Source organism: Thalassoroseus sp., from assembly GCF_984380535.1.
On sequence record NZ_CFHRBF010000003.1, the window covers coordinates 389002 to 414194 of the forward strand.

At 55.0% G+C, this 25193-nt stretch carries 16 protein-coding genes; 9 read left to right on the forward strand and 7 right to left on the reverse strand.

Annotated features, from left to right (window positions below; genetic code table 11):
* Nucleotides 1-36 precede the first annotated feature (36 nt).
* Nucleotides 37-723 (reverse strand): RNA polymerase sigma factor, encoded by a 687-nt coding sequence (locus AC5DDB_RS05905; RefSeq protein ID WP_491738762.1) that lies wholly within the window; start codon nt 721-723, stop codon nt 37-39.
* A gap of 425 nt (nt 724-1148) precedes the next feature.
* Between AC5DDB_RS05905 and AC5DDB_RS05910 the strand changes: the two genes are divergently transcribed.
* The gene (locus AC5DDB_RS05910) at nt 1149-4316 is read left to right on the forward strand and encodes a UvrD-helicase domain-containing protein (RefSeq protein WP_491738763.1); all 3168 of its coding nucleotides are present in this window, start codon (nt 1149-1151) and stop codon (nt 4314-4316) included.
* A 187-nt stretch (nt 4317-4503) separates the two neighbouring features.
* Nucleotides 4504-5400: a thioredoxin family protein gene (locus tag AC5DDB_RS05915; RefSeq protein ID WP_491738764.1), complete on the forward strand. Its 897-nt coding sequence runs from the start codon at nt 4504-4506 to the stop codon at nt 5398-5400.
* Between the two features lie 51 nt (nt 5401-5451).
* Here the strand turns inward: AC5DDB_RS05915 and AC5DDB_RS05920 are convergent, their stop codons facing one another.
* From AC5DDB_RS05920 to AC5DDB_RS05930, 3 genes are all read right to left on the reverse strand, one after another.
* Nucleotides 5452-7242 (reverse strand): MlaD family protein, encoded by a 1791-nt coding sequence (locus AC5DDB_RS05920; protein ID WP_491738765.1) that lies wholly within the window; start codon nt 7240-7242, stop codon nt 5452-5454.
* Nucleotides 7239-7853 carry a paraquat-inducible protein A gene (locus AC5DDB_RS05925; protein ID WP_491738766.1) on the reverse strand — a complete coding sequence of 205 codons (615 nt, stop codon included), beginning with the start codon at nt 7851-7853 and terminating at the stop codon, nt 7239-7241. Before AC5DDB_RS05925 ends, AC5DDB_RS05920 begins: the two co-directional genes overlap by 4 nt.
* 66 nt (nt 7854-7919) lie before the next feature.
* Nucleotides 7920-9161 carry an ABC transporter permease gene (locus AC5DDB_RS05930; protein ID WP_491738767.1) on the reverse strand — a complete coding sequence of 414 codons (1242 nt, stop codon included), beginning with the start codon at nt 9159-9161 and terminating at the stop codon, nt 7920-7922.
* Between the two features lie 213 nt (nt 9162-9374).
* Between AC5DDB_RS05930 and crtI the strand changes: the two genes are divergently transcribed.
* The 5 genes from crtI to AC5DDB_RS05955 all read left to right on the forward strand — a co-directional run bounded on the left by crtI (nt 9375) and on the right by AC5DDB_RS05955 (nt 15958).
* Complete coding sequence (gene crtI / locus AC5DDB_RS05935) at nt 9375-10928, forward strand: phytoene desaturase family protein (RefSeq protein ID WP_491738768.1); 1554 nt, start codon at nt 9375-9377, stop codon at nt 10926-10928.
* Nucleotides 10921-12447 (forward strand): aldehyde dehydrogenase family protein, encoded by a 1527-nt coding sequence (locus AC5DDB_RS05940; protein ID WP_491738769.1) that lies wholly within the window; start codon nt 10921-10923, stop codon nt 12445-12447. The genes crtI and AC5DDB_RS05940 overlap by 8 nt, the downstream gene beginning before the upstream one ends.
* 66 nt (nt 12448-12513) lie before the next feature.
* Nucleotides 12514-14079 carry a phytoene desaturase family protein gene (locus tag AC5DDB_RS05945; RefSeq protein WP_491738770.1) on the forward strand — a complete coding sequence of 522 codons (1566 nt, stop codon included), beginning with the start codon at nt 12514-12516 and terminating at the stop codon, nt 14077-14079.
* 55 nt (nt 14080-14134) lie between these two features.
* Nucleotides 14135-14551, forward strand: coding sequence for a hypothetical protein (locus AC5DDB_RS05950; RefSeq protein ID WP_491738771.1), 417 nt, complete (start codon nt 14135-14137; stop codon nt 14549-14551).
* Between the two features lie 36 nt (nt 14552-14587).
* Nucleotides 14588-15958 (forward strand): hypothetical protein, encoded by a 1371-nt coding sequence (locus AC5DDB_RS05955; RefSeq protein WP_491738772.1) that lies wholly within the window; start codon nt 14588-14590, stop codon nt 15956-15958.
* Between the two features lie 22 nt (nt 15959-15980).
* On the opposite strand, the gene AC5DDB_RS05960 is transcribed toward AC5DDB_RS05955, so the two are convergent.
* The 3 genes from AC5DDB_RS05960 to AC5DDB_RS05970 form a co-directional block, all read right to left on the reverse strand.
* Complete coding sequence (locus tag AC5DDB_RS05960) at nt 15981-16895, reverse strand: NAD(P)H-hydrate dehydratase (protein ID WP_491738773.1); 915 nt, start codon at nt 16893-16895, stop codon at nt 15981-15983.
* Nucleotides 16896-16964: 69 nt separating this feature from the next.
* Nucleotides 16965-18500 carry a beta-Ala-His dipeptidase gene (gene pepD, locus AC5DDB_RS05965; RefSeq protein WP_491738774.1) on the reverse strand — a complete coding sequence of 512 codons (1536 nt, stop codon included), beginning with the start codon at nt 18498-18500 and terminating at the stop codon, nt 16965-16967.
* Between the two features lie 92 nt (nt 18501-18592).
* The gene (locus AC5DDB_RS05970) at nt 18593-21418 is read right to left on the reverse strand and encodes a VWA domain-containing protein (RefSeq protein ID WP_491738775.1); all 2826 of its coding nucleotides are present in this window, start codon (nt 21416-21418) and stop codon (nt 18593-18595) included.
* Nucleotides 21419-21896: 478 nt separating this feature from the next.
* Between AC5DDB_RS05970 and AC5DDB_RS05975 the strand changes: the two genes are divergently transcribed.
* Together AC5DDB_RS05975 and AC5DDB_RS05980 are read left to right on the forward strand one after the other, a co-directional pair.
* Nucleotides 21897-23108 (forward strand): hypothetical protein, encoded by a 1212-nt coding sequence (locus AC5DDB_RS05975; RefSeq protein ID WP_491738776.1) that lies wholly within the window; start codon nt 21897-21899, stop codon nt 23106-23108.
* A 348-nt stretch (nt 23109-23456) separates the two neighbouring features.
* Complete coding sequence (locus AC5DDB_RS05980; protein ID WP_491738777.1) at nt 23457-25103, forward strand: pyridoxal phosphate-dependent decarboxylase family protein; 1647 nt, start codon at nt 23457-23459, stop codon at nt 25101-25103.
* Nucleotides 25104-25193: the final 90 nt, after the last annotated feature.

The window sequence follows — 25193 nt, forward strand, 5'->3', positions numbered from 1 at the left end:
GTTCGTACGTCGCAACCTACGCCCGTCGAGATATCATCAATCGAGAAATGAATCGTTATTGAAATCGCTCTCCGATTCGTCAGAGAGCGTTCCGTCCAGAAACTCCGTACCGACACGTTGTTCCCATAGTTCCTTAAAACGGCTACGGGCTTCCGATAATCGCCAGCGTATCGTGGCTTCTTTGCGATTCAAGATAGCCGCAATGTCTGACGTCGAAAAATTCTCCAAATCCCGCAAAACCAAAACGGCTCGGTACTTTTCAGGGAGCTCGTCGATCACTCGACGCACTTCCTGACTTAGTTCCATCGCTTGGCGGGGATCGGGCGAACTCGGGTCGGGCGTGCGGTCCGTATTGGCCTCGCTAAACAGAGACCAGCGAATCCGCCGCTTCTTCTTACGAAGGTGGTCTAACGCCAAGTTCACGCCCGCACGAAACAACCAAGGGCCGAACCTCCGTGAAGGATCGAACTGATCGAGTCGCGTGTACGTTTTGAGGAAGGTCTCCTGAGCCAAATCACGTGCAGTTTCCCAATCTGGGACAAAGCGACGAATCACACGGATCAGGCGTCGTTCGTACCGCTGAACCAATTCGCCGAACGCCTCGGCGTCTCCCCGTCGCGCATCTTCGACCAACCGCGCGTCCACTACGGAACGCCGGCGATCTCCGTCTTGCACTGGAGCTGCCGAAAAATCGAGTTCATTGATTGTGTCTTGCCTGGGCATAATTGACCTTGGCGGTTTTGACTCCCGGCTGGTGAATTCAGCCTCACCTTCACCTACGCCATGCAAATGGAGTCTGTTGGACGAAAATGCCGTTCATTTCGAGTGAAACCGGAAAAATTGGCACAAATTCCGGTCAAAAGTGGCTGCAAACGAATACTGTGCAAAAAGTGTTCCAACTCGATACGGTCTTCAAAGGCGATCGTTGCAGCATCATCGCAGCAAATGTCGGCGACATCCAAATGTTACCGGGCTGCCTGTTCACTAACTCGGCAGGTTTACAGATCTCCCGTGAGTCATGATACTACCTGAATACCTGCGAAAGACACGCGGACCACCGCATCACCTTCCTGCACTAGAATCCTCGAACAACGGTAGCCTGATCGTTCATGGTGTCGACTGAGATTTCTCGAACGTTCCCGAATACAATGATCCGCGCTTCTGCCGGAACCGGGAAAACCTATCAACTCGCTCATCGTTTCCTAGCATTGCTGGTAGCGGGCGAACGTCCGGATCATATTCTAGCCGCGACCTTCGCACGCAAAGCGGCCGGTGAAATTCTTGACCGTGTGTTGTTGCGGTTGGCTGACGCTTCGCTCAACTCAGCCGACTGGAACGACCTTCAAAACCAACTCCGCTTACAACTCAACGAAGAGCAATTCGAGCTCCATGATTGCCCGGCATTGTTACGGCGGATGGTCGATCAATTACACCGTCTACGCATCGGCACACTCGACAGCTTCTTCATTCAAATCGCGAGTAGCTTTGGTTTGGATCTGGGACTGCAACCCGGTTGGTCCATTCTGGAAGAAGTCCAAGACCAAATTCTTCGGGACCTCGCCATTCAAGACGTGCTCACCGAAGGAACGATTGCGGAGTCGGTAGCGTTGTTGCGGTTGCTCGGCAAAGGGAATGTTGCCAGTTCCGTGAATACTCAACTCTTGCGGGCTGTCTCGGATGCGTACGAGATTTACCGAGAAACTCGGAGCCTGTCTGCAACTTCCGCCGAATTGCCCGAGATTTGGGACCGCATCCCTCGCAGAAAACCGCTTAGCGATGTCGAGTTGGCTGCCGCGATCGACGCATTGGAGGATGCCAGTTGGCCAGAGGATAAACGCTTTCGCAAAGCGGGGGAAAGTAATCTCTCTGCGGCTCGGGAGGAGAATTGGCCGGCGTTTCTCGATAAGGGATTGTCGAGCAAGTTGGCAGCGGGGGAGACCCAGTTCTATCGAAAGCCGATCCCAGAGAACCTGGTCGCGATTTATACGCCCCTGATCCAACATGCCCAGGCAGTCATTCTGGGACGGCTGGCGAATCAAGCGGAAGCCACGTGGAAGCTTCTCGATCGGTTTCACAAGGCATACGCGCGACTGAAGCTCGATCGCCGAGGGTTACGTTTTGACGACGTGACTCGGTTGCTTGCTGATACTGCTAATCGGTTAGACGAGACCGCCTTGGCTTACCGCATGGATATGCCGGTCGGTCAGATGCTATTGGATGAATTTCAAGATACCTCATTAGCCCAGTGGGCCGTGCTGCGTCCGTTTGCAGAGACAGCATCGGCGGACCCACATCGATCGCTGTTCTGTGTGGGAGATGTTAAACAGGCAATTTACGGTTGGCGGGGCGGCGTTTCGGAATTACTCGATCACGTGCGGACCGAGATCGACAACATTCAGACGATCCCGCTCGATCGCAGTTTCCGATCCAGTCAAATCGTGATCGACGCAGTCAACACGACTTTCGAGTCACTTCGTCAGAACCAGATCATCGGAGACAAATATCCAACCGTAGCCGATGTCTGGTCGGAACGGTTCCAGAAACATACGACCGCACGCGACTTAGCCGGGTACGCCAGTCTACAGACAGCGACGATGGCCGAGGAAGGTACGAATCAGTCGCAGGAAACGTTGCGATACGCAGCGGCACGAGTCGCGGAATTGCATCGAGCGAATCCTCAACGCACGATCGGCGTATTAGCTCGTACTAACGCAGCTGTTGGACGAATCATTTATGAGCTTCGACAAAACCACCAGATTGTGGCCAGTGAGGAAGGGGGGAACCCTCTCGTTGATTCACCTGCTGTCATGCTGGTGCTCTCGCTACTGACTATTGCCGACCACCCCGGTGATACGATCGCCAGATTCCACGTTGCCGAATCACCATGGGGGACGTTGCTGTCTTTCACGGACTGGCGTGACGATGAACGCGCGAAAGCATTATCCCTCGAAGTTCGCACGTCCCTTTTGGAAAACGGCTACGGTCCGTCTATCTATCGCTATTGCCAACAACTGGCGTCGTTGTGTGACGAACGCGATCTACGGCGACTCACGCAGTTAGTCGAGTTGGCCTACGGATACGAGCAACAAGCCACTGAGCAAACGGAAGATTTTTTGCGTGTCGTCAACGCGACGAAGGTGGAGGACCCCACCGCTGCACGGGTGCGTGTTATGAACGTGCATCAATCGAAGGGGTTACAGTTCGACATTGTGATTCTCCCGGAACTGGATTCGCGAATCATTCCGCAACGCCCGTCAATTCTTGTCGGTCGTCAGTCGCCCATTTCGCCGATCGACACAGTTAGTCCTTATCCTGCAAAGGAAGTCCAGTCGATCTTGCCGGCCAGGTTCGAGACGATGGTCAACGAATGGGAGGCCGCCGCGGTCAATGAAGCCTTGTGCTTGTTGTATGTCGCCATGACTCGGGCAGTTCATGCTCTCCACATGATTGTGCAACCCGATGAAAAGGCGAAGAGCCTCCATTCCACGTTTGCAGGAATATTACGGTCGGCACTGGGTGACAGTTCCGCCACATGTTCACCCGAAACGGTTCTATGGGAACACGGTGATCCAAATTGGAGTGACGATTCCGTTGCATCTGCGTCGGAGATTTCTTCGCCAGACACGACCGAACAATTCACGATTCGACTCCAATCGGCAACACCCCGAATAAGGCACCGTCCTCGTCAACGCCCGTCGGACTTGGAGGAACGATTCGACGGTCTTTGGGAATCCACGTTCTCGTCGACGCAATCGAGCGGAACAACGCGTGGACAACTTTGGCATACCTGGTTTGAGCAAATTCAATGGCTGACCGAACCTCCGAGTCCGTCGAAAATGGGTGAGATCGCGCGTCGGACCGTCCAAGAAGAGTTCAACTGGGAACCCGAATTAGACGCGTTCCTACACGCAATCACGAATCCGCGGATCGCGAAGTTGCTGTCTCAAGCCGAGTACGACGGAAGTGAGGAAATCTGGCCGGCGGACATCGCCTCACAACTTGGTGATTGCAGCGTCACCGTTCGCACGGAATTCCCGATTGCGGTCTCGTCAGCCGAGGGCATTCTCAACGGACAAATCGACCGGCTCGTGCTATTTCGAAAGGGTCAGACCGTTGTTGCCGCTGACATTATCGACTTCAAAACAGACCGACTGGCGAGAGGTAGTTCAGAAGAAATACGTAGTTTAGTCAATCGATACCGACCGCAACAACATGCCTATCAAGACGCAATTTCGCAGCTATACCACCTCGATCCCGCTGCAATCGCCGTAAGGCTGGTATTCACAGAGGCATTGCAAGTTGAGTCCGTCAATTAGGTTAGGGAATGGAGTGAGGGTTAATCCGTATTTTCTATGAAGACATTTTGAATATTGACTTGAAAAACCGATACGCGTCACCCAGAATCTCGGTCACTCAGCGGGATGGATTGACTGACCTACCTAAATCCCCCCATAGGCATTGAAGCGCCACCTGCCTGACTCTCTCTCTCGAAGGATTTTACGAATGACGCAGACGGAGCGTACCGGACTGGTTGCAGTCCTCCACGTGTGTTTGACTCTTACTTCGTTCATTGGACTCGGAAACGCAGCTGAATTTTGGCAACACGATTTTGAGAAGGCGATGGCCGAGGCAAAGTCATCAGGCAAACCTTTGTTGCTACATTTTCATGCGGAATGGTGTCAGCCGTGCCAGTCGATGGAACGCACGGTCCTGAACACGGCAGAAGTTCGATCCCGGCTAAAAAGCTCCGTGATCGGCGTCAAAATTGACGTCGACCACCATCGAGCATTTGCGAAAGGCTTGGGAGTGGAACGGCTTCCGAGTGACTTGTTCCTCACGCCTGATGGCAAGACACACGCATTGCACGAAGGCATTGCCTCGGAGTCCACGTACCTGCAGCGGATTGATTCGGTCGCGAAACAGTTCCCGGCTGAGGTGATCGCTGAGAACGACGAAGAGCCGACGAAATCGGAGAAGAAGCGGTTAGTTCTGACTCTCGATGATGACCTTGGAGTCGCGGGTTTCTGTCCCGTAACTTTGGTCGAAACACAAGATTGGGTTCAGGGCGACGAGGAGTTCGTGGCCGAACACGCGGGACTGAAGTTTCGTTTTCAATCGGAATTGGCGTTGCGAAAGTTTCGGAAATCGCCGGAAGAGTATATGCCCGGTTACGTGGGTTGCGATCCTGTGAAACTGGTCGAGAAAAACGAAGCTGTTGCGGGTGACATTCAGTTTGGTGCGTTCTACCAAAATCGCTTTTACATGTTGGCGACTGAGACAAACCAAAAGAAATTTCTCGAAGATCCCGCTCGTTACGTTGGCCAGGATTTCGAAATCCGCATCGAGCGGGTTCACCACATGGTCATGACACCCCTGCTGCTTGATACCGTCCGACAGTAGAGCAGTTTACGACTGATCGTTCCGTGTCCTCTCACTTAAACGCGGATGCTGCTACTCGTGGTTGGTCACGATGGCGTCCGTTAGTGGGAGGATATAGGCGGCTTCGTCCTCGACGACGACCAGCCCAATCAGGTTTCCGTCCAGTCGTGACAGAACGCATCCGCCGTGCCAATCGGAGGTGATTGGCAACGAAGGATCCAATTTCCAGCCGGTCTCAGTGGCAGTCAAACGAACGGCTGCCACGAGTAATTTGTTCGCCTGAGCATCTGCCACGATCACGCACTCTTCCGGAGCATCTGGTACACGCATCCGATTGATTGGCCACAATCGCTCGGCGTGGTCTTCGAGGAAGTCAGGATTCGCACAGACACCGAGCGAGCCGACGGTCTTCACGTCAAGTTCTGTTGCGAGAATTTCGACGCCGTTCGCTTCGAGCGTGGAATCGTCTTCGTTCCCCTCGACCGCGGTGAGCAAATCTTTCGGTCCCAGACATGTGCCATCGGACAACGGCAATAACCAGCCGGTTTTGCGTTTTGTCCAGCTGATGATTACGCCGCTGTCCCATCGCAAACTTGCCCGGATAGGGGTTGGCAAGATGGCACCGTCGGGCAACAACGAACCGCCAACTGGGATACGCGGTTGCCAGTCGAGCCATTCGCGTTCCGGTTTTTCTTCCAACGCAAAACGTCGGCCGGTCGCGGCGGGTTCGCCAGGTTCTTCTGGAGTCGCCAATGACACACCACCAGCAGCGATGGTGGAGAGCGTTTCCGCATTGAACTCAACACCGGTGAAACCTATGTTAAAGTTGAAGCCGCTGTTGCTCCAAAAACGAGTGTTCGTGCGGACGAGTTGCCGATAGTCTGGCTCAATGAATGCGCGAACCTCGACCGTCGCTGCGTCAACGGCGAGACCCGCTGAAATCACGTGACCGACTTTCCCACCGCGATAACTAACCGGTGCTCCTGGTTCCAGCCCGGCTCGTTTGGGGCCTTCGAGCACAATTTCCAACCCACCTGGCGGTAGGTCACCCGGCGGCGCGGTTTCCAGTCCAATGAACTCTGTGCAATGCCCACTGGACTCACTTCCTGGCCGCACGGCAATATATTTCCCTCGGACGAGAGTGTCCAAACCACGAACTTCCGTCACACTGACGCGAGGGCGTTCGATCCAAAACTGACTGCCCTGGCAGGCGATGTCCGTCGCCGATCCAACCAAGCGTGCGGTGACTTCCACGCCTTCGAAATTCTCGATAAGTGAAACCGCCGTGACCTCACCGATGATAATCCCGCGATGCTTGACGACATCGCCCACGTCCAGGCCGTTCCCGTCACGAAACTTGATCGTGACTTCCACCGCTCGTGAGACCGGCAAGCGTGGCATAGCTTCACTACCGACGAAATCGTATTTCGCAGGGGCGTCTTCGCGGCCGGGGGCCACACCAATGTATTTCGCACCCACAACGGTATCGAGTCCGCGAAGTCGCGATAAGCTGAGTTCGGGGCGTTCAATCCAGAACTGAGTGCCTTCACGGGCGATGGACTGAGCTTCCGGTCGCAATTGAATGCCAACGACGATCGCCTGCGAATCATCTGCCAAAGACATTTCGGTCACTTCGCCGATATCGACTCCGCGAAATCGGACGGCATCGCCGATGGCCAAACCATGTCCTTGTTCGAAGGAGACGGTTAGTTCCGGGCCGCCGGGTTTTAACGAGAACCAAGTGATGCCAACGGCGATCACCAAACAGGCCAGCGTGACCCACCAGAAACGAGAACCGACCTTCCGCTGTGGACGAGGTTGACGACGAGCGGTTGGGATTGGAGGCGGTGGCGGCTGATTCATGAAGCGGAACTCCGCGAGTCGTTGGGTTCCCAGATGTGATGCGGATCGAACGATAACGACGCGACGATACTCATCCCCACGCACAACACGAATGCAATCGCTGCCGGTCCGATGTGAAACTCGACCAAATCACCTACCTTCACAAGCATGACCAACAACGCAAGCAGCATAACATCCAGCATACTCCAGCGACCGATGTGTTCGACAATCCAATACACAATTTGCCGATTCCGCACATGTAGCAATTCGAGCCAACACAGTTCCAATAGCAACACGAGTTTGACCAGCGGAAACACTACCGAGAATAACAAGATCACCGTCCCGACAAACACTTCTCCATCCCGCAGCATTTCGAGTGTGCCAGAGAGAATACTTGTGGACGTACGATGCCCGAACCGTTCGACACGAATAATCGGCAGCAATATCGCCGGCCAAAATAGAAAGAACGATCCCAACGCTGCAGCAGCGGTGCGATTCACAGACCGATTGCGATCGGCGGCTGTGGGAAACGAGGTTCCACAACTCACGCACGCCGCAACTTCATCCGGGCCAAGTGTCGGCAGGTTCTGAATTGTGCCGCAACGTCGGCAGGCACCGAGAGCTTCCTTCATACATTCAGCATGTCGAATCGCAAATTGATCCGCAACTGAAAGTTGACCGGGCTCGCGTTGAAAGTGTCAGGCGGTTGCCGCATCGTCGATTGTCGAAAATCGTTGACAACCCACGCTAAAAAACAAAACCGTAAACAATCCCAAAGCCGCCCAGCAGGTGAGAATTTGGAAAATCTTAGGACTCGTATTCTGCAGGATCTCTTCGAACGCGATCAGTGCCCACGCATGGGGCGTGATTAAACTTGCCTTCTGCATGGTGATCGGGAGCAGTTCACGGGGCATCAAGCAGCCACTGATTGCCCCCATCGTCAGCAGCATAAAGATGGCATACGCGGAAACTTGCGAATCGGTCCGCACGAGGGTTGCCGTCATCAGGCCGAGGGCCGTCGCGGTGAGCGATGTCATGAAGACTGTCGGAATGAGTAACCATGGTTGGTTACCGAGTTGCATTCCGAACAGCCAATGCCCGGCGAGAAACAGAAGTGCCGTCTGCACGATCGACAACAAGAAGAACGGCAGCGTTTTGCCGATCAGGAGTTGATGCGGCCGCAATGGCGTGAGTCGCAAACGTCGCAACGTGCCTTGTTCGCGTTCGCTGAGAAACGATCGCGCCATGATCGTTATCAAAAAGAACACGAACAAAACGGTGTAGGCAGGCACAAGTTGTTGATACGTCAACTTCGCCCCAGTAACCGGTAACTTCTCGACGACCGTCGCAGCGTCGATGGCCGGCCCACTTCGTTGGGCGTCATTAAGCAACTGTTTGGTAAATTGGTTTTTTCCCGCTACATGTGGAGCGAGTGTTTGGATGGTCTCTGCATAGACGAGTTGTTCTGCAATTCCACCGACATTGACGAGAGAATCTTTATGAACAATTTGCATATCGAATGCTTGAATCCCTGCCGCTAACCGCCCAGATCGGGGATCGAGCACATCACCGAGATGTAACTCGTCGGCATACTCCCGAAACTTTCGCCCGATGAGCAAACCGACATCGGAAGTCTGACGTTGCACCCGTGTTTCCGCGACGTGCCGGTTCGGCACGACCTCGATATGTACTCCGCCACGTTGTTCGAGAGCGGCGATCACCTTTCGACTGAGTTGGTCGCCCGACTCATCGACCACCGCGAATTTCAATCCTTGCGACTCACCCTGCCAGCCGTTGATCTCACCGACCGAGAAGCCGATGATCGCAATAAACACCAAGGGCATGGCCAACATAATCAGCATGGCCTTGCGATCGCGAATTTGTAGCAAGAGATCTTTGCGTGCGAGAAGCCAAGTTCGGCTCAATCCGTCGCCGTTCATCTCGGAATTCCTCGCATAAAAGGATCGCAACTTGTTAGTCTGATGGCTATCGAATTGCGTTATGATGGTCTCTTCGGTAATTCTCAGCAAATTGGCACGACTGGTGACCTGTCCAATCAACTCATCGAGGGAATAATACTGTCGCCATATTTCGTCAAGCGGAATTTGCCTGAGACACCCTATTAGTTTGGTCACCAAAGGACGCAGCTTCCTATGAAAACCCCGGAAGTGTTAATTGTTGGAGCCGGTCCCGGTGGTTTGGCAGCCGCTATGTTGTTAGCGAATGCCGGAGCCAATGTCCGTATCGTCGAGCGGAAGAATCGCGTTGGCGGTCGGACCTCTGCAATTGAAGCCGACGGGTTTCGTTTTGATCTCGGGCCCACTTTCTTTTTGTATCCGCGTGTGCTTGAGGAGATATTTCGAACCGTCGGACGCGACTTGTTCTCCGAAGTCCCAATGCAGAAACTCGATCCCCAGTATCGACTGATTTTCGGAAGTGGCGGAGAACTCAACGCCACGCCGGATGTTGAACGAATGGAACGTGAGATCACACGTCTCTCACCCAACGATGCCGGTTCGTTTCGTCGCTTCATGGCTGAGAATCGGATCAAGTTGGAGCGGTTTCGTCCGATTCTCGAGTCTCCGTTCAATGGTGTTCGCGACTTGCTGAGTCCTGGTTTGCTTCGCGCCGCGAAACACGTCAAACCTTGGCGATCATTGGGGGGCGAACTGCAAACATTTTTCTCGGACCCACGGCTCGTCATTGCGTTCAGCTTTCAATCGAAATACTTGGGGATGTCGCCGTTTCGTTGCCCGAGTTTGTTCTCGATCCTGTCGTTCCTTGAGTATGAACATGGCGTGTTCCATCCCATGGGGGGGTGTAGTGCCGTGACCGAACGAATGGCGGAAATCTGTCGAGACATGGGCGTACGGATTCAACTCGACGAACCAGTCGAACGTGTCCTCTTTGAGGGCAAGAAAGCAGTGGGAGTGCAAACGAGCCGAGCGGACTACCGAGCAGATGCGATGGTCATCAATGCCGACTTCGCACATGCCATGCAGAACCTCGTGCCGAACAAACTTCGTCGACGTTGGACCGACGAGAGAATCGATCGGAAACAGTTCTCTTGCTCGACGTTCATGATGTACCTCGGCGTGGATGGTTTGGATGAACACGTTGCTCATCACTCGATTTACATCGCCAAGGATTATCAACGCAACTTACGGGAGATCGAACAGACGCATGTGTTGTCTGACGACCCTTCGGTTTACGTGCAAAACGCGAGTGTGACCGATCCGTCGTTGGCACCGCCGGGGCAAAGTACCCTTTATGTTCTAGCACCGGTGACTAATCGACACCCAAATGTGGATTGGTCCCGCGAACGCGAACCATTCCGAAAACGCGTTCTTCGGCAACTGGAAAAACTTGGCATTAGGGATATCGAGTCGCGGATTCGTTACGAGCGTGTGATCACCCCGACGGACTGGGAACACGACTTCGCGATCCATCGCGGGGCAACATTCAATTTGGCACACAATTTGGGCCAGATGCTCCACAATCGACCGCGAAACCGTTTCGAAGACTTGCAAAACGTGTATCTTGTGGGTGGTGGGACACATCCGGGGAGTGGCCTGCCAGTGATTTTTGAGTCGGCTCGTATCACTTCCAAGTTGTTGGGCGATGACCTGGGAATCGAGCTGCCCGAAACTGATCTTCCTTTGACGCCAACGGAATCGAACCCGAGTATGGAGACCGCACTTGTCTGAAACCGATCCGCTGACGCTGTTGGAAACCGCACGTGACGCACAACGCAAATGGAGAGAAGTGTCGATCCGCGAACGTCTCGCGATTGTGCGGCGGTTTCGGAATCAGATTGTGCAACGCACCGACGAGTTAGTCGACACGGTGACAATTCCGCAACGTGTGAACTCAAGAGAGACACTCGCTGCGGAGGTGGTGCCATTGGCCGATGCGTGTGCGTTTCTTAATCGCGATGCCAAGAAGTTGCTGTCGCCGCGAAAGCTCAGCCGGTGGAGTCGCCCGCTATGGATGACCGGAGTGCAGACTGTTGTCCGTCGTGATCCGCTGGGCGTCGTGCTCATTTTGGGAACATGGAATTATCCGCTCCTATTGACCGGCGTGCAGATGTTGCAAGCGCTTGTCGCGGGGAATGCGGTGTTCGTCAAACCGGGTCGAGACGCCGTCCCAATCACGAGTCTACTGGCAGAAATGTTGTTCACGGCGGGTCTCGATCGGGATTTGCTACACGTATTTACGGAGGATCCAACGCCTGCGAAAAAACTGATCGAAGCAGGTGTCGACAAGATCGTTCTCACTGGTTCAGCCAAGACCGGACAAATCGTGCTACGGAATGCCGTCGAGACGATGACACCGGCGACCCTGGAACTCTCGGGCTGCGATGCGGTGTTCGTGCAGCGTTCCGCCGATTGGGACCGAGTCTTTTCTGCGTTGCGATTTGGTTTGAGTTTCAACAGCGGAGCCACTTGTATCGGCCCACGTCGGATTTTTGTTCCCGAAGATAAACTTCGCGAGTTCGAGGAACGGTTGCTGGCGATGACCAAGACATTGCCACGAATCGAACCGGATCCGCAAGCCGCCGCGATGGCCCGGGAATTCGTCCGCGATGCGATTCAGAATGGTGCGACCCTTCTAACCGGTGATCTCGACAGCGGTGACCTTAGCCAGAGTTTTCCACTCATCGTCACCGATGCAAATCAAGATATGAAACTGTTGAACGAGGATATTTTCGCTCCGGTGTTGTCACTCGTTCCCGTCGCCGATGATGAAGCTGCACTGAAGGCTAATCGACAATGTGCCTACGCATTAGGGGCCACTGTCTTCGGTGTCGGAGAGGCCGCTGAACAACTGGCCGAGAAAATCGAAGCCGGCAATGTTGTGATCAACGATATGCTTGCACCCACTGCCGATCCGCGGGTGGGGTTTGGCGGTCGTCGGATGAGCGGATTCGGCATCACTCAGGGAGCCGAAGGACTTCTGCACATGACGGCTTACAAAGCCATCTTCACCCGCAAAGGACGCTTTGCACCGCACCTCGAGTATGAAGCCGACGACATCCAAGATCTTTTGAAAGCGTATCTTCAGATCCGTCATTCCTCAGGTGTATTTCAACGAATCGGCGGCGTTTTCCAATCCATGCGAGCGGGGTTTGATGTCTGGAAACATCGCAAACGACAGAGCGACCCGGCGACACCCGAGAGCAATCCCGTTTCACCGACGAAAGAGTCGATTGGTTCGCGATCCTGAGCACGAGGCGGTTCAAACGCTTCGAGTTTCCGCGAACGGCCGAATCTACCGAGAGGACATAGAGCGATGACAAGTGAGAGCAGCGTTGGCGTAGTTGGCGGTGGACTAGCGGGGTTGGCGGCAGCGTGTACGTTGGCGGCACGCGGCCATCGCGTGACTCTCTTCGAGCGTAACGAATGGCTGGGCGGCAAGGCTGCCGTGCTTGAGCAGGACGGTTTTCGTTTTGACATGGGGCCGACGATCCTCACGATTCCCTCTGTCTTGGAAAAAGTTTTTCAAGAAGCCGGCCGGGATATGCACACCGAGTTGGATTTAGTCCGGCTCGATCCGCAGTGGCGGTGTTTCTTCGAAGACGGGGCGGTCTTGGATCTTGTTGAAAACGTGGAGCAGATGGCAGAGTCGATTCGGCAGTTCTCGGAACGTCCCGCGGACGGCGACGGCTATCAAAAATTCTTGACGATCTCAGAACGACTCCATGGAATCTCCGACCGCTTTTTTTTCTATCGCAACGTCGGTGGCATTCGCGACACGCTCAACCTTGGTGAGACGTTCAATTCCAAAACGCTTTCGGACCTGTTGCAACTGCGAATGGGGCAAACGGTGGCCGGCGTTGTTCGCTCCTGTGTGAAGGACGAACGTGTGGCCCAAATGATCGACCACTTCACTCAATACGTTGGTTCGTCACCATTCGGTTCTCCGGCGGTTTTGTGTGGCATCGCGCACATGCAAACCGAGGAAGGAATTTGGTACCCCATCGGTGGAACGCGTGCGGTGCCGTTGGCGCTCGAAAAATTGGCGCGGGACTTGGGGGTCGAGATCCACACGGGCAGGGGGATCCGAAAAATCCGCACGGAGAGAATGGATGGAACCGGTTCGGAACTCGAAGTGGTTCGTGGTGTCGAAACCGATGACGGCGATTTCTTCCCATTCGATTCCGTCGTCTCAAACTGTGATAGCGTTCGCACACATGCGGAACTCTTGGAACCAAGCCGGGCCACGAAGCGATTCGAAAAACGCCGCAAGTATGAACCGGCCTGCTCGGGAGTCGTGTTATATCTCGGTCTGAAAGAACGCTACGAACATTTGTTGCACCACAATTTCGTGTTCTCGCGAGATGCGGACGAGGAGTTTGAGTTCATCTACGACAAAGGCGAACCAGCACCGGACCCAAGTTGTTACGTTTGCGCTCCGGCGGTCACGGAAGCCGCTGTTGCACCGCCCGGTGGGGAAGCGTTGTATGTGCTGGTTCACACTCCGTACTTGCGACCGGGGCAAGACTGGTCGCAGATGTTGCCCGCGTATCGTCAGACGATCCTAGAGAAACTCGCGCGAACCGCTGGCATGTCCGATTTGGAAGACCGCATCGTCACGGAGGCTGTTCTGACGCCACAGGACATTCATGACCGATATCACGTTCTCAACGGTGCGATCTACGGTCTAGCCAGTCATGGGCGGTTCTTCGGAGCATTTAAGCCTGCGAACCGAAGTCGCGATATTGATGGTCTCTATTTGGCCGGTGGTGCTGCACATCCTGGTCCTGGGATGCCGATGGTGTTGATGTCCGGTTGGATCGCGGCTGATGCTCTGGACCAAGATCACCCGGCAAAACAGCCAGCAACCGCCATCGCATAGTTCGACGGACTTGTGATAGACTACCGCAAACGGGTTTTACTCCGGAGTCGATCGCATGACCCTAGCCGAGATTCGTCGAACACTTCGCGACGCAATTCAAGCCAACCAGCTTGGTCAGCCGGTCGCAATCCGTTGGCATCTGCGGTTGCCGGCTGAAACACAACTTGAACCGCTGGCGGCCGATTGTCTTCGCGATGTTGAACAATTATTCGAGTCGCCGATTCGAAATCTCGGAGTGTCGCCTTTGTCGCAGCAAGTTTTGACTGTTTTGGCGACCTGTCAGAACGGACAAACTGCAATGGTGTCTGTCTCAGCCACCGACGCGAACCTAGCCGCTCATGTGTTGCTCATTGGGACGTTAGGCACCGTTCGATTGGAAGGTTCGGAACTTTTTGAGTTGCCCACCGTCATTCCTGATGCAAGTCTAAAAGACTGGAGCAATTGCCATCACGCGGGAACCGAGCGACAATAACCTCAGTCAATCATATGAAATGGTGGAGCGGATTCGATGACCACACAAAGTTTTGATGGCTGGGTGGAACAACACCGTCGTCGTCTGCAATTTGGTTTGTTCTTGGCGACGGCAGCCGACTGGTTAGCGATTTTTCTGCTCGTACTCGGTGCAGCCGTGCTCACGGTGAAACTCTTCTTCCCCGCTGGTTGGCCGTACATCTTGTGGGCTGGACTGGGTGCCATTCCCATCGCGTGGATTGCTTGGCGAAAAGTTGGCCGAAACAGTTTTTCGCGTGCTGAAACGGTGGCCATCCTCGACGAACGTTTGGAGGCCGGCGGCTTGGTGATGACGCTGAGTGAGGATCGCGACTCGACATGGCAGACCGAATTGGACCGCCGAATTCCGAATTGGCAGCGTGGCTTACTCTACGTGCGGCCAAAGCGATTCGCAAAGTACTTATACATTCCATTGATGTTCGTCATATCTGCCGGAGCGGTGCCGCTTCGTGAGACAACTTCCGAGGAATTGCCTCCCGACACGCTTGCAGAAAAAACTCTTCAGCGGTTGCAAGAGGGCGTGGATTGGCTCGAAGAAGCTAACGTGCTCACCCAAGAAGAAGTTCAAGATCTCAACGAGGAAATCGAGAAACTCACAGCGGAAACGAAGGAATCCTCGTTGACCCACGAACGATGGGAAGCGATCGATAGTTTGCGTCGGGAATTAGGACAGGAGTTGGAAGCCGCTGAACGGTCGGTCGCGAAGGGTTGGCAGGCGACGATGGCCTTGTCCCGCGAGAATGGACCGGGCGGAGAAATGTTGTCGCTTGAGCGGAGCGAGCAATTGCAGAAAGACATGCTCGAGACGCTGCGAAAACTCGATGAACGCGGTGCGTTGTCACGTTCCCCCGATGCACTTCGCGAGCAACTCCAACGGTTGATGAAAGACAACCAACTCCCCAAACGCGACGGGCTGGATGGTGGCGAACAACGCGAGCAATTGCTTTCCGAGTTGGACGAGTTTCTCAAAGAGCAAGCGAAGAAACTCAACGAATGCCGAGGCCGTTGTGCCGGGGCGAAACTCTGTGAAGGTGAAGGCCAGTGCGAGGGCTTGGGAGAATCGAGCGACGGTGGCAAGCCCGGTCGCGGAGGTGCGAGTCGAGGTCGCGGTGATGCCGAGTTAACATGGGGCAAAGAATCCGACGAAAGTCGGGCAAAATTCAAGAGCGTTTTATTGCCGCCGGGTTTCGAGGACGCAACAAATCTGCAGACGGTCGGTGAAACCGCCGCCGAACCAGATGTCGATCCGTCTGGGTCACAAAAGCGTGGGCAACAGCGATCGTTCGAGTCGGCCACTGGTCGCGAATCCCGTGGACAGTCTCTTCGTCCGCGACATCGGCAAGTTGTCCGGCAATACTTTACAGAGTAACGATGTTTTCGTAGATGCAGGCTTAACGTGCGCCGTCGGTTTGATCGTCTTGGAGTTCCTCCGGGTCACCGATGAGGTGCTGCCACGCTGGCCCGATGTAGAGTGGCAAGTCGGAGGCGATCAAACCAGGTTGGGAAAACTCCTGGGCTGCGATGTCGGCTGCTAACCCGTGTAGATAAACGCCGAGATGAGCCGCATCGAAACCGGACATCCCCTGGGCCAATAACGCAGCGATGAGCCCAGTCAGTACGTCTCCCATTCCGCCAGTGGCCATGCCGGGGTTCCCCGTCGGATTGACCGCAAGTTGCTCTCCATCGGTGATAATCGTTCCCTGACCTTTGAGCACGAGAACGACTTGATGTTTCGAGGCGAACGACGCTGCGAGCATCTCCCGATTGGCTTGCACTTCGCTCACGGAAACCTCCATCAGTCGCGCGAACTCGCCGGGGTGTGGCGTCAGAACGCGAACGGCAGAATCGGAATGCGGATGTGCTCCGAGTATCGATTTCCGGTCTGAGAGATTATTGAGACCATCCGCGTCGACTACCAAGGGAACCGAACAGCGTTCATACAAACGGGCGGTCAGTTCTTGAGAATCGTCTGTCCGACACAAACCCGGGCCGATAGCAATGACATCGTAACGTTTGTCGGCATCGTGTAACGCCGACCATGCTACGAGCGAGATGCACCCGTGCTTATCTTCAGGTAACGACTTAGTCAAATAGGATGGTTCAAGCGCGGCGACGGTCGCGGTGAGTCCAAGCGGGATTCCCAACGTGACCAGTCCAGCACCACCTCGCAAGGCCCCCATGCCGGCCAGAGCCATCGCGCCGCTCATTCCCCGGGACCCGCCAATTAAAAAAACCGAACCGAAGGTACCCTTGTGAGAATTGGGGCTTCGGTCCGGTAGTGGTGGTAGTTGCTCAACTCGAATCATGGTTGGCCCTCGAATTTTATAAACTCGATTACACAATTCGTCGTGTGTAATAACATGGAACACTTCCTTTCAACGAATCTCCGCGAGTGACTTCAGAACTGACTTAAGGAGTCGGTACGATTTCGCGACAGAATCAATCTCGACTCGTTCACCCGGTGCATGATTGCCACGAATGTTCGGGCCAAAGCTGATGGAATCAACATCGCCCCCAATGCGTTCGGCGAGTACTCCGCACTCCAACCCTGCATGGATTGCGTGAATTTTTGGCTCGTCGTTAAAGAGCGACTTGTAGGCAGCCGCCGTGATTTGTACGAGTTTGGAACTGACGTTGGGCTGCCAACCGGGATATTGATTTGTTTTCTTCGCTGTGGCTTCCGACAAGCTTGCAAGTGCACAGAGAGTTGCGGAGACGTCTCGTAATGACTCCGCAGAACTGCTCCGCGAGTTGCAAGCAATTCGGACTGTGTCATCCTTCGTAGAAATCACTGCCAGGTTATTACTGGTCTCGACCAGACCGGGAATCTCGGGGGTCATGCCCAAGACGCCGGCGGGCAGCGATAAGATGAGATTGATCAGGCTCAGCGAAGACTCTGGAACAAACGCGGTCTCCGGCGACGCGACCGGTTTGGGATCGGCAATCGTTTCGAGAAGATTTACATCACGCGAGCCGAACTGGTCTGCCAGATGCTTGCGGACTTCGTCGACAGCCGTGCGAAGCGTTGTCTCTTGAGCCGGGTCGATGACGACGACTGCCGAGGCGGTTCGTGGAATCGCATTGCGTTTGTCGCCACCGCTGATCGACGCGAGATGAAGTGGTGTTTGCATCGCCGCGTGTCGCAGAATCCGAGCCAACGCCCGATTCGCATTAATACGACCGGCATCAATTTCGATTCCGGAATGACCACCGAGCGTTGGGCCGAGAGAAATCTCGAAAGCGACTAAATCACTTGGGATCGCAGCGCGTTGCCGTTGCCAAGTGATTTCCGTATCCATTCCGCCGGCACATCCAATCGTTAGCTCGTCGTCGTCTTCCGTATCGAGATTGATAAGTGTGCTCCCTTGAATCTCCAAAGCTTTCGCATCCAATTGCAGAGCCCCGGTCAAACCTTGTTCTTCATCGACAGTGAAAATCAGTTCGAGCGGCGGATGAACAGCCTCTTCGTCATCGCAAATCGCCATTGCCATCGCGCAGCCGATTCCGTTGTCGGCACCCAATGTCGTGAAGGGGGCGCGGAGCCATCCGCCTTGTGCGTCGGGAGTGAACTTGCCGTCCGGTCCCACGTTGCCCCGATCGACGGGAATGTTTCCCGTAGCGGAATCGACTCCCGCTGGGGCATCATCCGCATTGCTAACGACGATATCGGTATGGTTTTGAATGATGACCGGATGTTGGTTCGCGACCTCCCCACGCGCGGGAACGTGTAGACAGATGTTGCCGGTCTTGTCGCGAGTCACACGATATCCTTTTGACTCCCCCCATTGAGCGATCTGTTCTTGAACTTGCTCCTCGTGCATCGACGGGCGGGCAGTCTGCACGAGCTTCTGGAAGTGAGCGAAAACAGGGCGATCAGCGAGAGTTTCAAAAGCTTCGTGGAAGCCGGTCATATCGGGGATCCGTCATGTGATGTCAGCCAAGAAAAGCACTGACATGGTACACGAATTTCCACAGAAGCAAGGCAAAAACTCTGAGGAATTCATCAATCGTTGCGGCGACGCGCTTTCTGTTTTGCCTGAGCATAAACGTCGCTAGCCGATGGCTTCGTTCTCTTGGGTTGTTCGTCCACAGGTTGCGGGCGAGCGTCGACTTCAGAGCGTTTGGCCGACTTTCGTTGTCCAAACGCCCATTGCACCCTCCGTTTTTTTGCCGGAGAAGGCGGAGGCATCGGACCGCCGACGGGCATTGCCTCCGCTTCGGGAATTTTCGTCCGCTTCCAGAGCACCAGACGTCGACCCGCGATTTCAATCAGTAACAGCAGAACGGCAAGGATCATGAGATAAGGTAACAACGGTAACATGCGTGGTGAGGACGGCGGGTCTTTGAAGATCGTTACGACATCGGTCCGCCGTTCGCCGCCCGAGAGGTCTGCCAGTTCCGCAAGCATGGCTCGACCGGATTCGTAACTTGGTCTTGGCTCGAACTCCGGGGAGTAGGGAAGTGTCAAGGCCGGGCCGCGGACAAAACGTCGTCCGCCGGTTTTTACCAAGGTGCGATACGTCCCGAGTTCCTCAAGTGCGAATTGTGCTTGTAAGGTGTGCGAACCGATCCACGTAAATTCCGGACGCAAGGGTTCCTCACGCTCGGCTCCCGGGGGGACGACGAACAACTCAGGTGCCGTCGTGGGGAGCTTGCCGGCAGTTCGTTCCGCAAGCGGATCGAGTTCGACGGTGACCAACGCCGTTTGACCGTCACGTTGCAAGTCGATGAAAACGTCGTTCGGATTATCACCTCCAAGCAGCCAACGGACATGCGTAATCAGAAAGTCATCGTAGTGAGGCCAATTGCCGAATTGACCGGTGTGAAGCCCGTCGACTTCCATCGTCAATGCGGACACCCGACCCAACCCACGATACCAAAAGGCAGACCACGGAGCGGCATACTCGTCCTGCGAGATTGCAGCAGCGGTGGCGTCGGGCTTGAGGTAGCTCAAGTTGTAACCACCCACGGTTGGGAAGTTGGGGAAGTCGATTTCTCCCATCAGCCGTGCCGGTTCCGGTAGCAATTCCCCGGGGATTCCGTTTGGGTACTCGTCGCCGGCTTCAATGAACGTACTGCGGGCAACACTCATTGTATCTTGCGTGAACAGACGAGGCAGTTCCGCGGGATCGTCGGTAAACATGACGTTTCCACCGCCCCGCTTGGCGATGTCTTTGAGCAACGCGGCATCGACGTCGGTGTCCGAACCGAGACCGATCACGCTCACAGTCATTCCCGCACGGGTGTATTGATCGATCAGCGTTTTGTAATCGCCCGGTTCTTCGCTATCGGTGGCATCGGAGAACAGGATGATATGCCGAGTCTGATAACCATCAGCCTTCATCAACTGTTCGCCTGCCGCGACCAATGCGTCATAAACGAAAATCCCACCGCCCATGCTTTCGATTCGTCGAACTCGACTGACGATCGGTTCCGCATCGTCGACCTTCGTAATTTCCTGCACCACATGCGGGGCGGAATCGACGGCAATGACCGAGACCATGTCGGCCGGAGAGAGTAACCGCACGACCTCGGAAGTGCCGATGTTCGCGAGGTCCATCTTCGTCTGGCCACCACGCACTGGCGCGGACATACTGCCGGAGCGATCGAGTACGACTGCAATTGCCACCCGCATTTTGCGATGTTCTTCGCGGAGTTCCATCGAGACCGGCAATACGGGATCAAGCGGACTCTTATAGTAACCGCCGCCGCCGAAACTTCGTTGTCCGCCGGTAATCAACAATCCGCCACCTAAGTCTTCGACGAACTGCGCGAGTCGTTCCATCTTGAGTCGACCGAGATCGTCGGCAGGTACGTTTTCCAGAATGACGGTGCGGTAGGGGTCTAAATCGTCCTGAGTCAGTGGATTGGCTTTCGCCTCAGCGACATCGACGGGAATGCTCGCCGCACGGAGAGCCCGCACCATGTTGCCTTCACGACCATCCGAATTCAGGACCAACACTTTCGGACCGGAATCGACCCGCACAACTCCCAACCCGCGATTGTTCTCCGGCAACGGATCGTTTTCCACGACGACTTCCGCCGTGTATTTATAAAACCCGCCGCGATCGAGGACCTCTCGAAACGGCACGAGATTCATGCCGCTATGAAGCGAGACCTTCCGTGTCGCGAACTCCTGGTCGTCGCGAAGGATGCGAATTTCGGCTTGAGCATCTGCATCGGCGAACACTCGGACGGAAAATTGAAATGGTTCGCGGGGGCTGACGGTCTCGGGAAGGGCGATTTCCTCAATGGCGATGTCGCCGGTTCGCAGACGGGTATAATCGCGGAAATCGATCGGTACACCTAGTTCTCGGGCACGTCGCGCGGCAGACCGAGGATCGAGTCCGGTTGATTCCCCATCAGTCAGGGCCAGAATTCGCGCAGGACGGTTGCGGTCGACAAGATTGAGCGCGGTCAGCAAGGCCTCATTTAGGTCGCTGCCTTCTGAGGACACACTTTTCTCGAACCCCGAAAACTGGGCGTCGCCCAACGGTTGTCGTTCGACTGTCGGAGTCAGACCAAAACCGACGATGGCCACTCGATCACCACTGGCTCGGGTGTGGTCGAGGTTTTGGATCAATTCGCGAACGTTGTCGATGTCGGCATCGGTCATTGAAGCCGAACGGTCGGCTACGACGACGACGTCAAGCCCTTTGCCCCCAAGGTTCACTTCCGGTCCGGTCAATGCCACCAGTAATAACAGTAAGAAGCTGACCCGGATGGATTCCGTCACGCGGTCGCGGTCTGCCGGGCGTCCCCAACGCCAGTACACCCACGCCAGCGGAATGGCGAGCAAAAAACATTCGGGAAAGTGAAAACGCAACATAGGATTCAAAACCTTGAGACCGAGCGAATCGTGGTGGATTCATCGTATCATTCTGCATTCGCAATGGGCAGCGGAGCGAGAGCACATCTGTTTCCGGGAGTGATCATGCGCAATCTGATTCAAAAGCAATTTTTGCAATCTTGCCAACGAGTCCCATTGCACCTTCTACAATCAGCTCAAATTTCGCGGAAATCGACGGAGAAACTCGTGTGGAGGTGTTTGCCGTAACTGTTTTTGTTGAAACGGCTTACTGTTATCGCTTCCGAAAAGTTTGAGAAAGTTGTTCGGGATCGGGTGTTTGGACTCAAGTTTGCTACTGTTTGAACCGGCTGGCAAGGATTCGCTAGCTCAGGGTTATCTCACTTGATGAGAAACCTTGCCCCCGCAGAATCGGATGGTCGTGGAAAACGATCAACCTGGACCCGAGAACACACCAGTTTCGCATGATCGCGAGAATGGTTTCTCAGTGGAGACTGCAATGAGCATGGAAGCTCTTGTGATCAGGCTCAGCCTGATTTTGACGGTGATGACAACCGCCGGCGCGACCTATCGGACGCCGAATTTCATTGTGACGGCTCCCACGGCTGAAATCGCGAAGCAATGTGGTGAGACGGCCGAACACTTCCGCGAAGAACTCGCGATGAAATGGCTCGGCAAAAAGATGCCCCGCTGGTACAAACCCTGTACTTTGTCTGTAAAAGTTGGCCAAATTGGTGCCGGCGGCGCGACCACGTTTGCGTTTGATCGCGGCGAAGTGTTCGGTTGGCGAATGAATGTCCAAGGCACGCTCGAACGTATTCTCGATAGCGTGATTCCTCACGAAGTTAGCCATACCGTATTGGCTTGCCACTTCCGACGCCCGCTCCCGCGATGGGCCGATGAGGGAGCCGCAACGCTCGTCGAACACGAATCCGAACAACGTCGGCAACGGTTACTCTTGGAGCAAGTGTGGGACAGTTCCCGTCGCATTCCGCTCCGTCGTCTATTGGCGATCAAAGAGTATCCGAAAGACATGCAAGACGTGCTGACCTTGTACGCCGAAGGCTACTCACTGGCTGATTTCCTTGTGCAAGCTGGTGGCCGCACGCGGTTTCTCGAATTTCTGGAAGCTGCCCATCAAATCGGTTGGGACCGTGCGATCAAACAGTTCTACAATCTCGACGACATCAACACTCTCGAAACACGTTGGAACGGTTGGATCATGGCGGGTAGTCCGCGATTGAACTTGCCACCGGATACGCAACTCGCATCCAACGAAGCCCCCGCAGCCAATCGTGACAATCAACCGATCATTCGCGGCCAAAGCCCGGACAATGCTCCTCCGCGAACGATGCCAAATCCCCCAACCCAACCGGTCGGCAACACACCGATCATTTCGCTTCCCCCGACGGAACCGAAAACCGCACCGGCTCGCACCGTGGCTCGTCCGCGAGACGCCGTCACGCAGGATTCGCCGGGTTGGCGACGAGCGGTGAACGAAGGTTGGACTCCGGCAGATCAGGCTCGAAACGAAGCCGGACTCACACCGCCGCCTTTCGAATCCAATAACGCTCCCGTATTCAACGAAAACGATGCAGAACGAGCGGCCTCAGGTGGTCGTCTTCCGAACTGGTCGGGCTTCCCCCGCAGCCTGGACAGTGAAAAAACGGAACGACTCAGTCAAGCATTCGCCAGTCCATCCTCTCCCTAACGGACTCGTCGACCAGGCTTTCTGCCAACCTGTTACGTCAATCGTCCTGCCCCGGACGAGTCATCGGCGCCCGCCGGTGACTCGTCCTTTTTTCGTTTGTGGGTTGTGCGTTGGGCGTGTGATTGACCAGGGCGTACGCTGGGACGAGTCTCAGGTTTGCGTTAACCTGAATTGAAGTACTCGAATCAAGAATCCCGGACGATGATTCCTTGACCGCATGGTATCGGTAATCGATTGACTCACCACGGATGATGCGCTGTTCCGTTTTGAAGCACATTGGCCCCGGTCAGAGAAAGCCGGGATTCGTTCCAGCCTACGAGAACACGAAAGATCACACGAGACGATTTCATGACGACTCCCTACCGAGACATCCTGCAACAACTACGCGAGGCGTTTCCGCAGCCGGTTTCGAATCGGGTGCATGATGCGTATTTTGTGTTCTCGTTCCTGCGGAGTTTGGACCAGGTCGACGCGATGAAATCCGACCGACCACTGCTCGGTCAAACGGAAGAGCTCGATTATGAATCGGCGATGCAGGCCACGTTGGACGATTCGCCGCGGAATTTGGAAGCGGTGACGACGGAATTGGTGGAATATCTATCGGGGCTTTTCATCTGGGGACACCCGCGTTCGCAGATCAACGTGGTCCCGCCACCGACGATTCCCAGCATCATCGGTGGTATGTTGCCGTCGATTTACAATCCGAATTTGGTCAGCGATGAATCCGGTCGCAAGATCGCGGTTGCGGAAATTGAAGCCATCGCGATGACAGCGGAACTGCTCGGTTACGATGCCAAGCGAGCCGGCGGCGTGTTCACGTTCGGCGGAACGGGAACGCTGTTGTACGCGGTGAAGATCGGTTTGGAGAAAGCCTGTCCCGGCACCCAGCAGACCGGCGTCACCGAGCGGGCGGTCATTTTGTGTTCGGATCATGCTCACTATGCCTGTATCACGGTGGCGAATTGGTTGGGACTGGGGGAAGACAACGTCATCCGAATCCCCACCACCGACGACAACGCACTGCGACCGTGCTTATTGGAATCGCATCTCCGTGATGTGTTGAAGTCCGGCGGGAAAGTCGCCGCTGTAGTCGCGACGATGGGCACTACGGATGCGTTCGGAATCGACGATGTGGAACAAGTCCGCGAAATCGTCGACCGGTTGGCTGATGAGTTCTCATTGGATTATCGTCCGCACATTCACGCCGATGCTGTCATCGGTTGGGCTTGGAGTGTGTTCAATGAGTACGACTTCGAAGCCAACCCACTCGAGTTTCGCGCGAGAACCATCCGGGCACTCGCACACTCCACCCGCCGCATCCGTCAGATCCCGCTCGCCGATTCCGTGGGCATCGATTACCACAAGACCGGATTTTGCCCGTACATTTCCAGCGCGTTTATTCTGAAGGATCGGGCGGACCTGAAATTGATCAGTCGCCCCGATGCAACGATGCCGTACTTGTTTCAGTCCGGCGAATACCACCCCGGCAAATTCACCTTGGAAACGACGCGAAGCGGTTCCGGCCCGATGGCGGCACTTGCGAACCTGCGTTTGTTCGGTCGACAGGGACTACAAAGTTTGCTCGGTCATTTGGTCACGATGGCGGAGACGTTGCGGGAACATCTCGAAAGTCATGCGGCGACGACCGTTCTCAATCGAGAAAACTTCGGGCCTGTCACGCTGTTTCGCGTGTACCCGGAAGGCGTCGACACTTTCACGGTCCCAAAACGCGAACGGACCGATCCTGCATATCGCGATCAACTGCGTAAGCACAACGCCTACAATCGCCGGATTTTCGCGCTCATCCAAGAGGAAGCACTTCAGGGCCGCGGCATCGTTATCTCTTTGACCGACTGCTACCGCGAGAGTGAATATGGCGAACCGATCGTCGCGTTAAAGTCGTATATTCTCAGTCCTTTTTCGGATGCAGAGTATGTCGATGCCGTTTTACAGTCGTTGTGGAACGCGCAGAAAGCGATCAACGCCCCGGATTGAGAAGAGATACTTCGAGATCAAAATTCGCGGATGGTTGCAACACGACGACGAACAAAACAAAATCGAGCAACATTCGTAAACGAGTTTAAC

What these genes read in the sequence shown, in the direction of transcription:
- AC5DDB_RS05905 (WP_491738762.1), bottom strand. Translation starts at nt 723, where the DNA reads ATGCCCAGGCAAGACACAATCAATGAACTCGATTTTTCGGCAGCTCCA.
- AC5DDB_RS05910 (WP_491738763.1), top strand. Translation starts at nt 1,149, where the DNA reads ATGATCCGCGCTTCTGCCGGAACCGGGAAAACCTATCAACTCGCTCAT.
- AC5DDB_RS05915 (WP_491738764.1), top strand. Translation starts at nt 4,504, where the DNA reads ATGACGCAGACGGAGCGTACCGGACTGGTTGCAGTCCTCCACGTGTGT.
- AC5DDB_RS05920 (WP_491738765.1), bottom strand. Translation starts at nt 7,242, where the DNA reads ATGAATCAGCCGCCACCGCCTCCAATCCCAACCGCTCGTCGTCAACCT.
- AC5DDB_RS05925 (WP_491738766.1), bottom strand. Translation starts at nt 7,853, where the DNA reads ATGAAGGAAGCTCTCGGTGCCTGCCGACGTTGCGGCACAATTCAGAAC.
- AC5DDB_RS05930 (WP_491738767.1), bottom strand. Translation starts at nt 9,161, where the DNA reads ATGAACGGCGACGGATTGAGCCGAACTTGGCTTCTCGCACGCAAAGAT.
- crtI (WP_491738768.1), top strand. Translation starts at nt 9,375, where the DNA reads ATGAAAACCCCGGAAGTGTTAATTGTTGGAGCCGGTCCCGGTGGTTTG.
- AC5DDB_RS05945 (WP_491738770.1), top strand. Translation starts at nt 12,514, where the DNA reads ATGACAAGTGAGAGCAGCGTTGGCGTAGTTGGCGGTGGACTAGCGGGG.
- AC5DDB_RS05950 (WP_491738771.1), top strand. Translation starts at nt 14,135, where the DNA reads ATGACCCTAGCCGAGATTCGTCGAACACTTCGCGACGCAATTCAAGCC.
- AC5DDB_RS05955 (WP_491738772.1), top strand. Translation starts at nt 14,588, where the DNA reads ATGACCACACAAAGTTTTGATGGCTGGGTGGAACAACACCGTCGTCGT.
- AC5DDB_RS05960 (WP_491738773.1), bottom strand. Translation starts at nt 16,895, where the DNA reads ATGATTCGAGTTGAGCAACTACCACCACTACCGGACCGAAGCCCCAAT.
- pepD (WP_491738774.1), bottom strand. Translation starts at nt 18,500, where the DNA reads ATGACCGGCTTCCACGAAGCTTTTGAAACTCTCGCTGATCGCCCTGTT.
- AC5DDB_RS05970 (WP_491738775.1), bottom strand. Translation starts at nt 21,418, where the DNA reads ATGTTGCGTTTTCACTTTCCCGAATGTTTTTTGCTCGCCATTCCGCTG.
- AC5DDB_RS05975 (WP_491738776.1), top strand. Translation starts at nt 21,897, where the DNA reads ATGAGCATGGAAGCTCTTGTGATCAGGCTCAGCCTGATTTTGACGGTG.
- AC5DDB_RS05980 (WP_491738777.1), top strand. Translation starts at nt 23,457, where the DNA reads ATGACGACTCCCTACCGAGACATCCTGCAACAACTACGCGAGGCGTTT.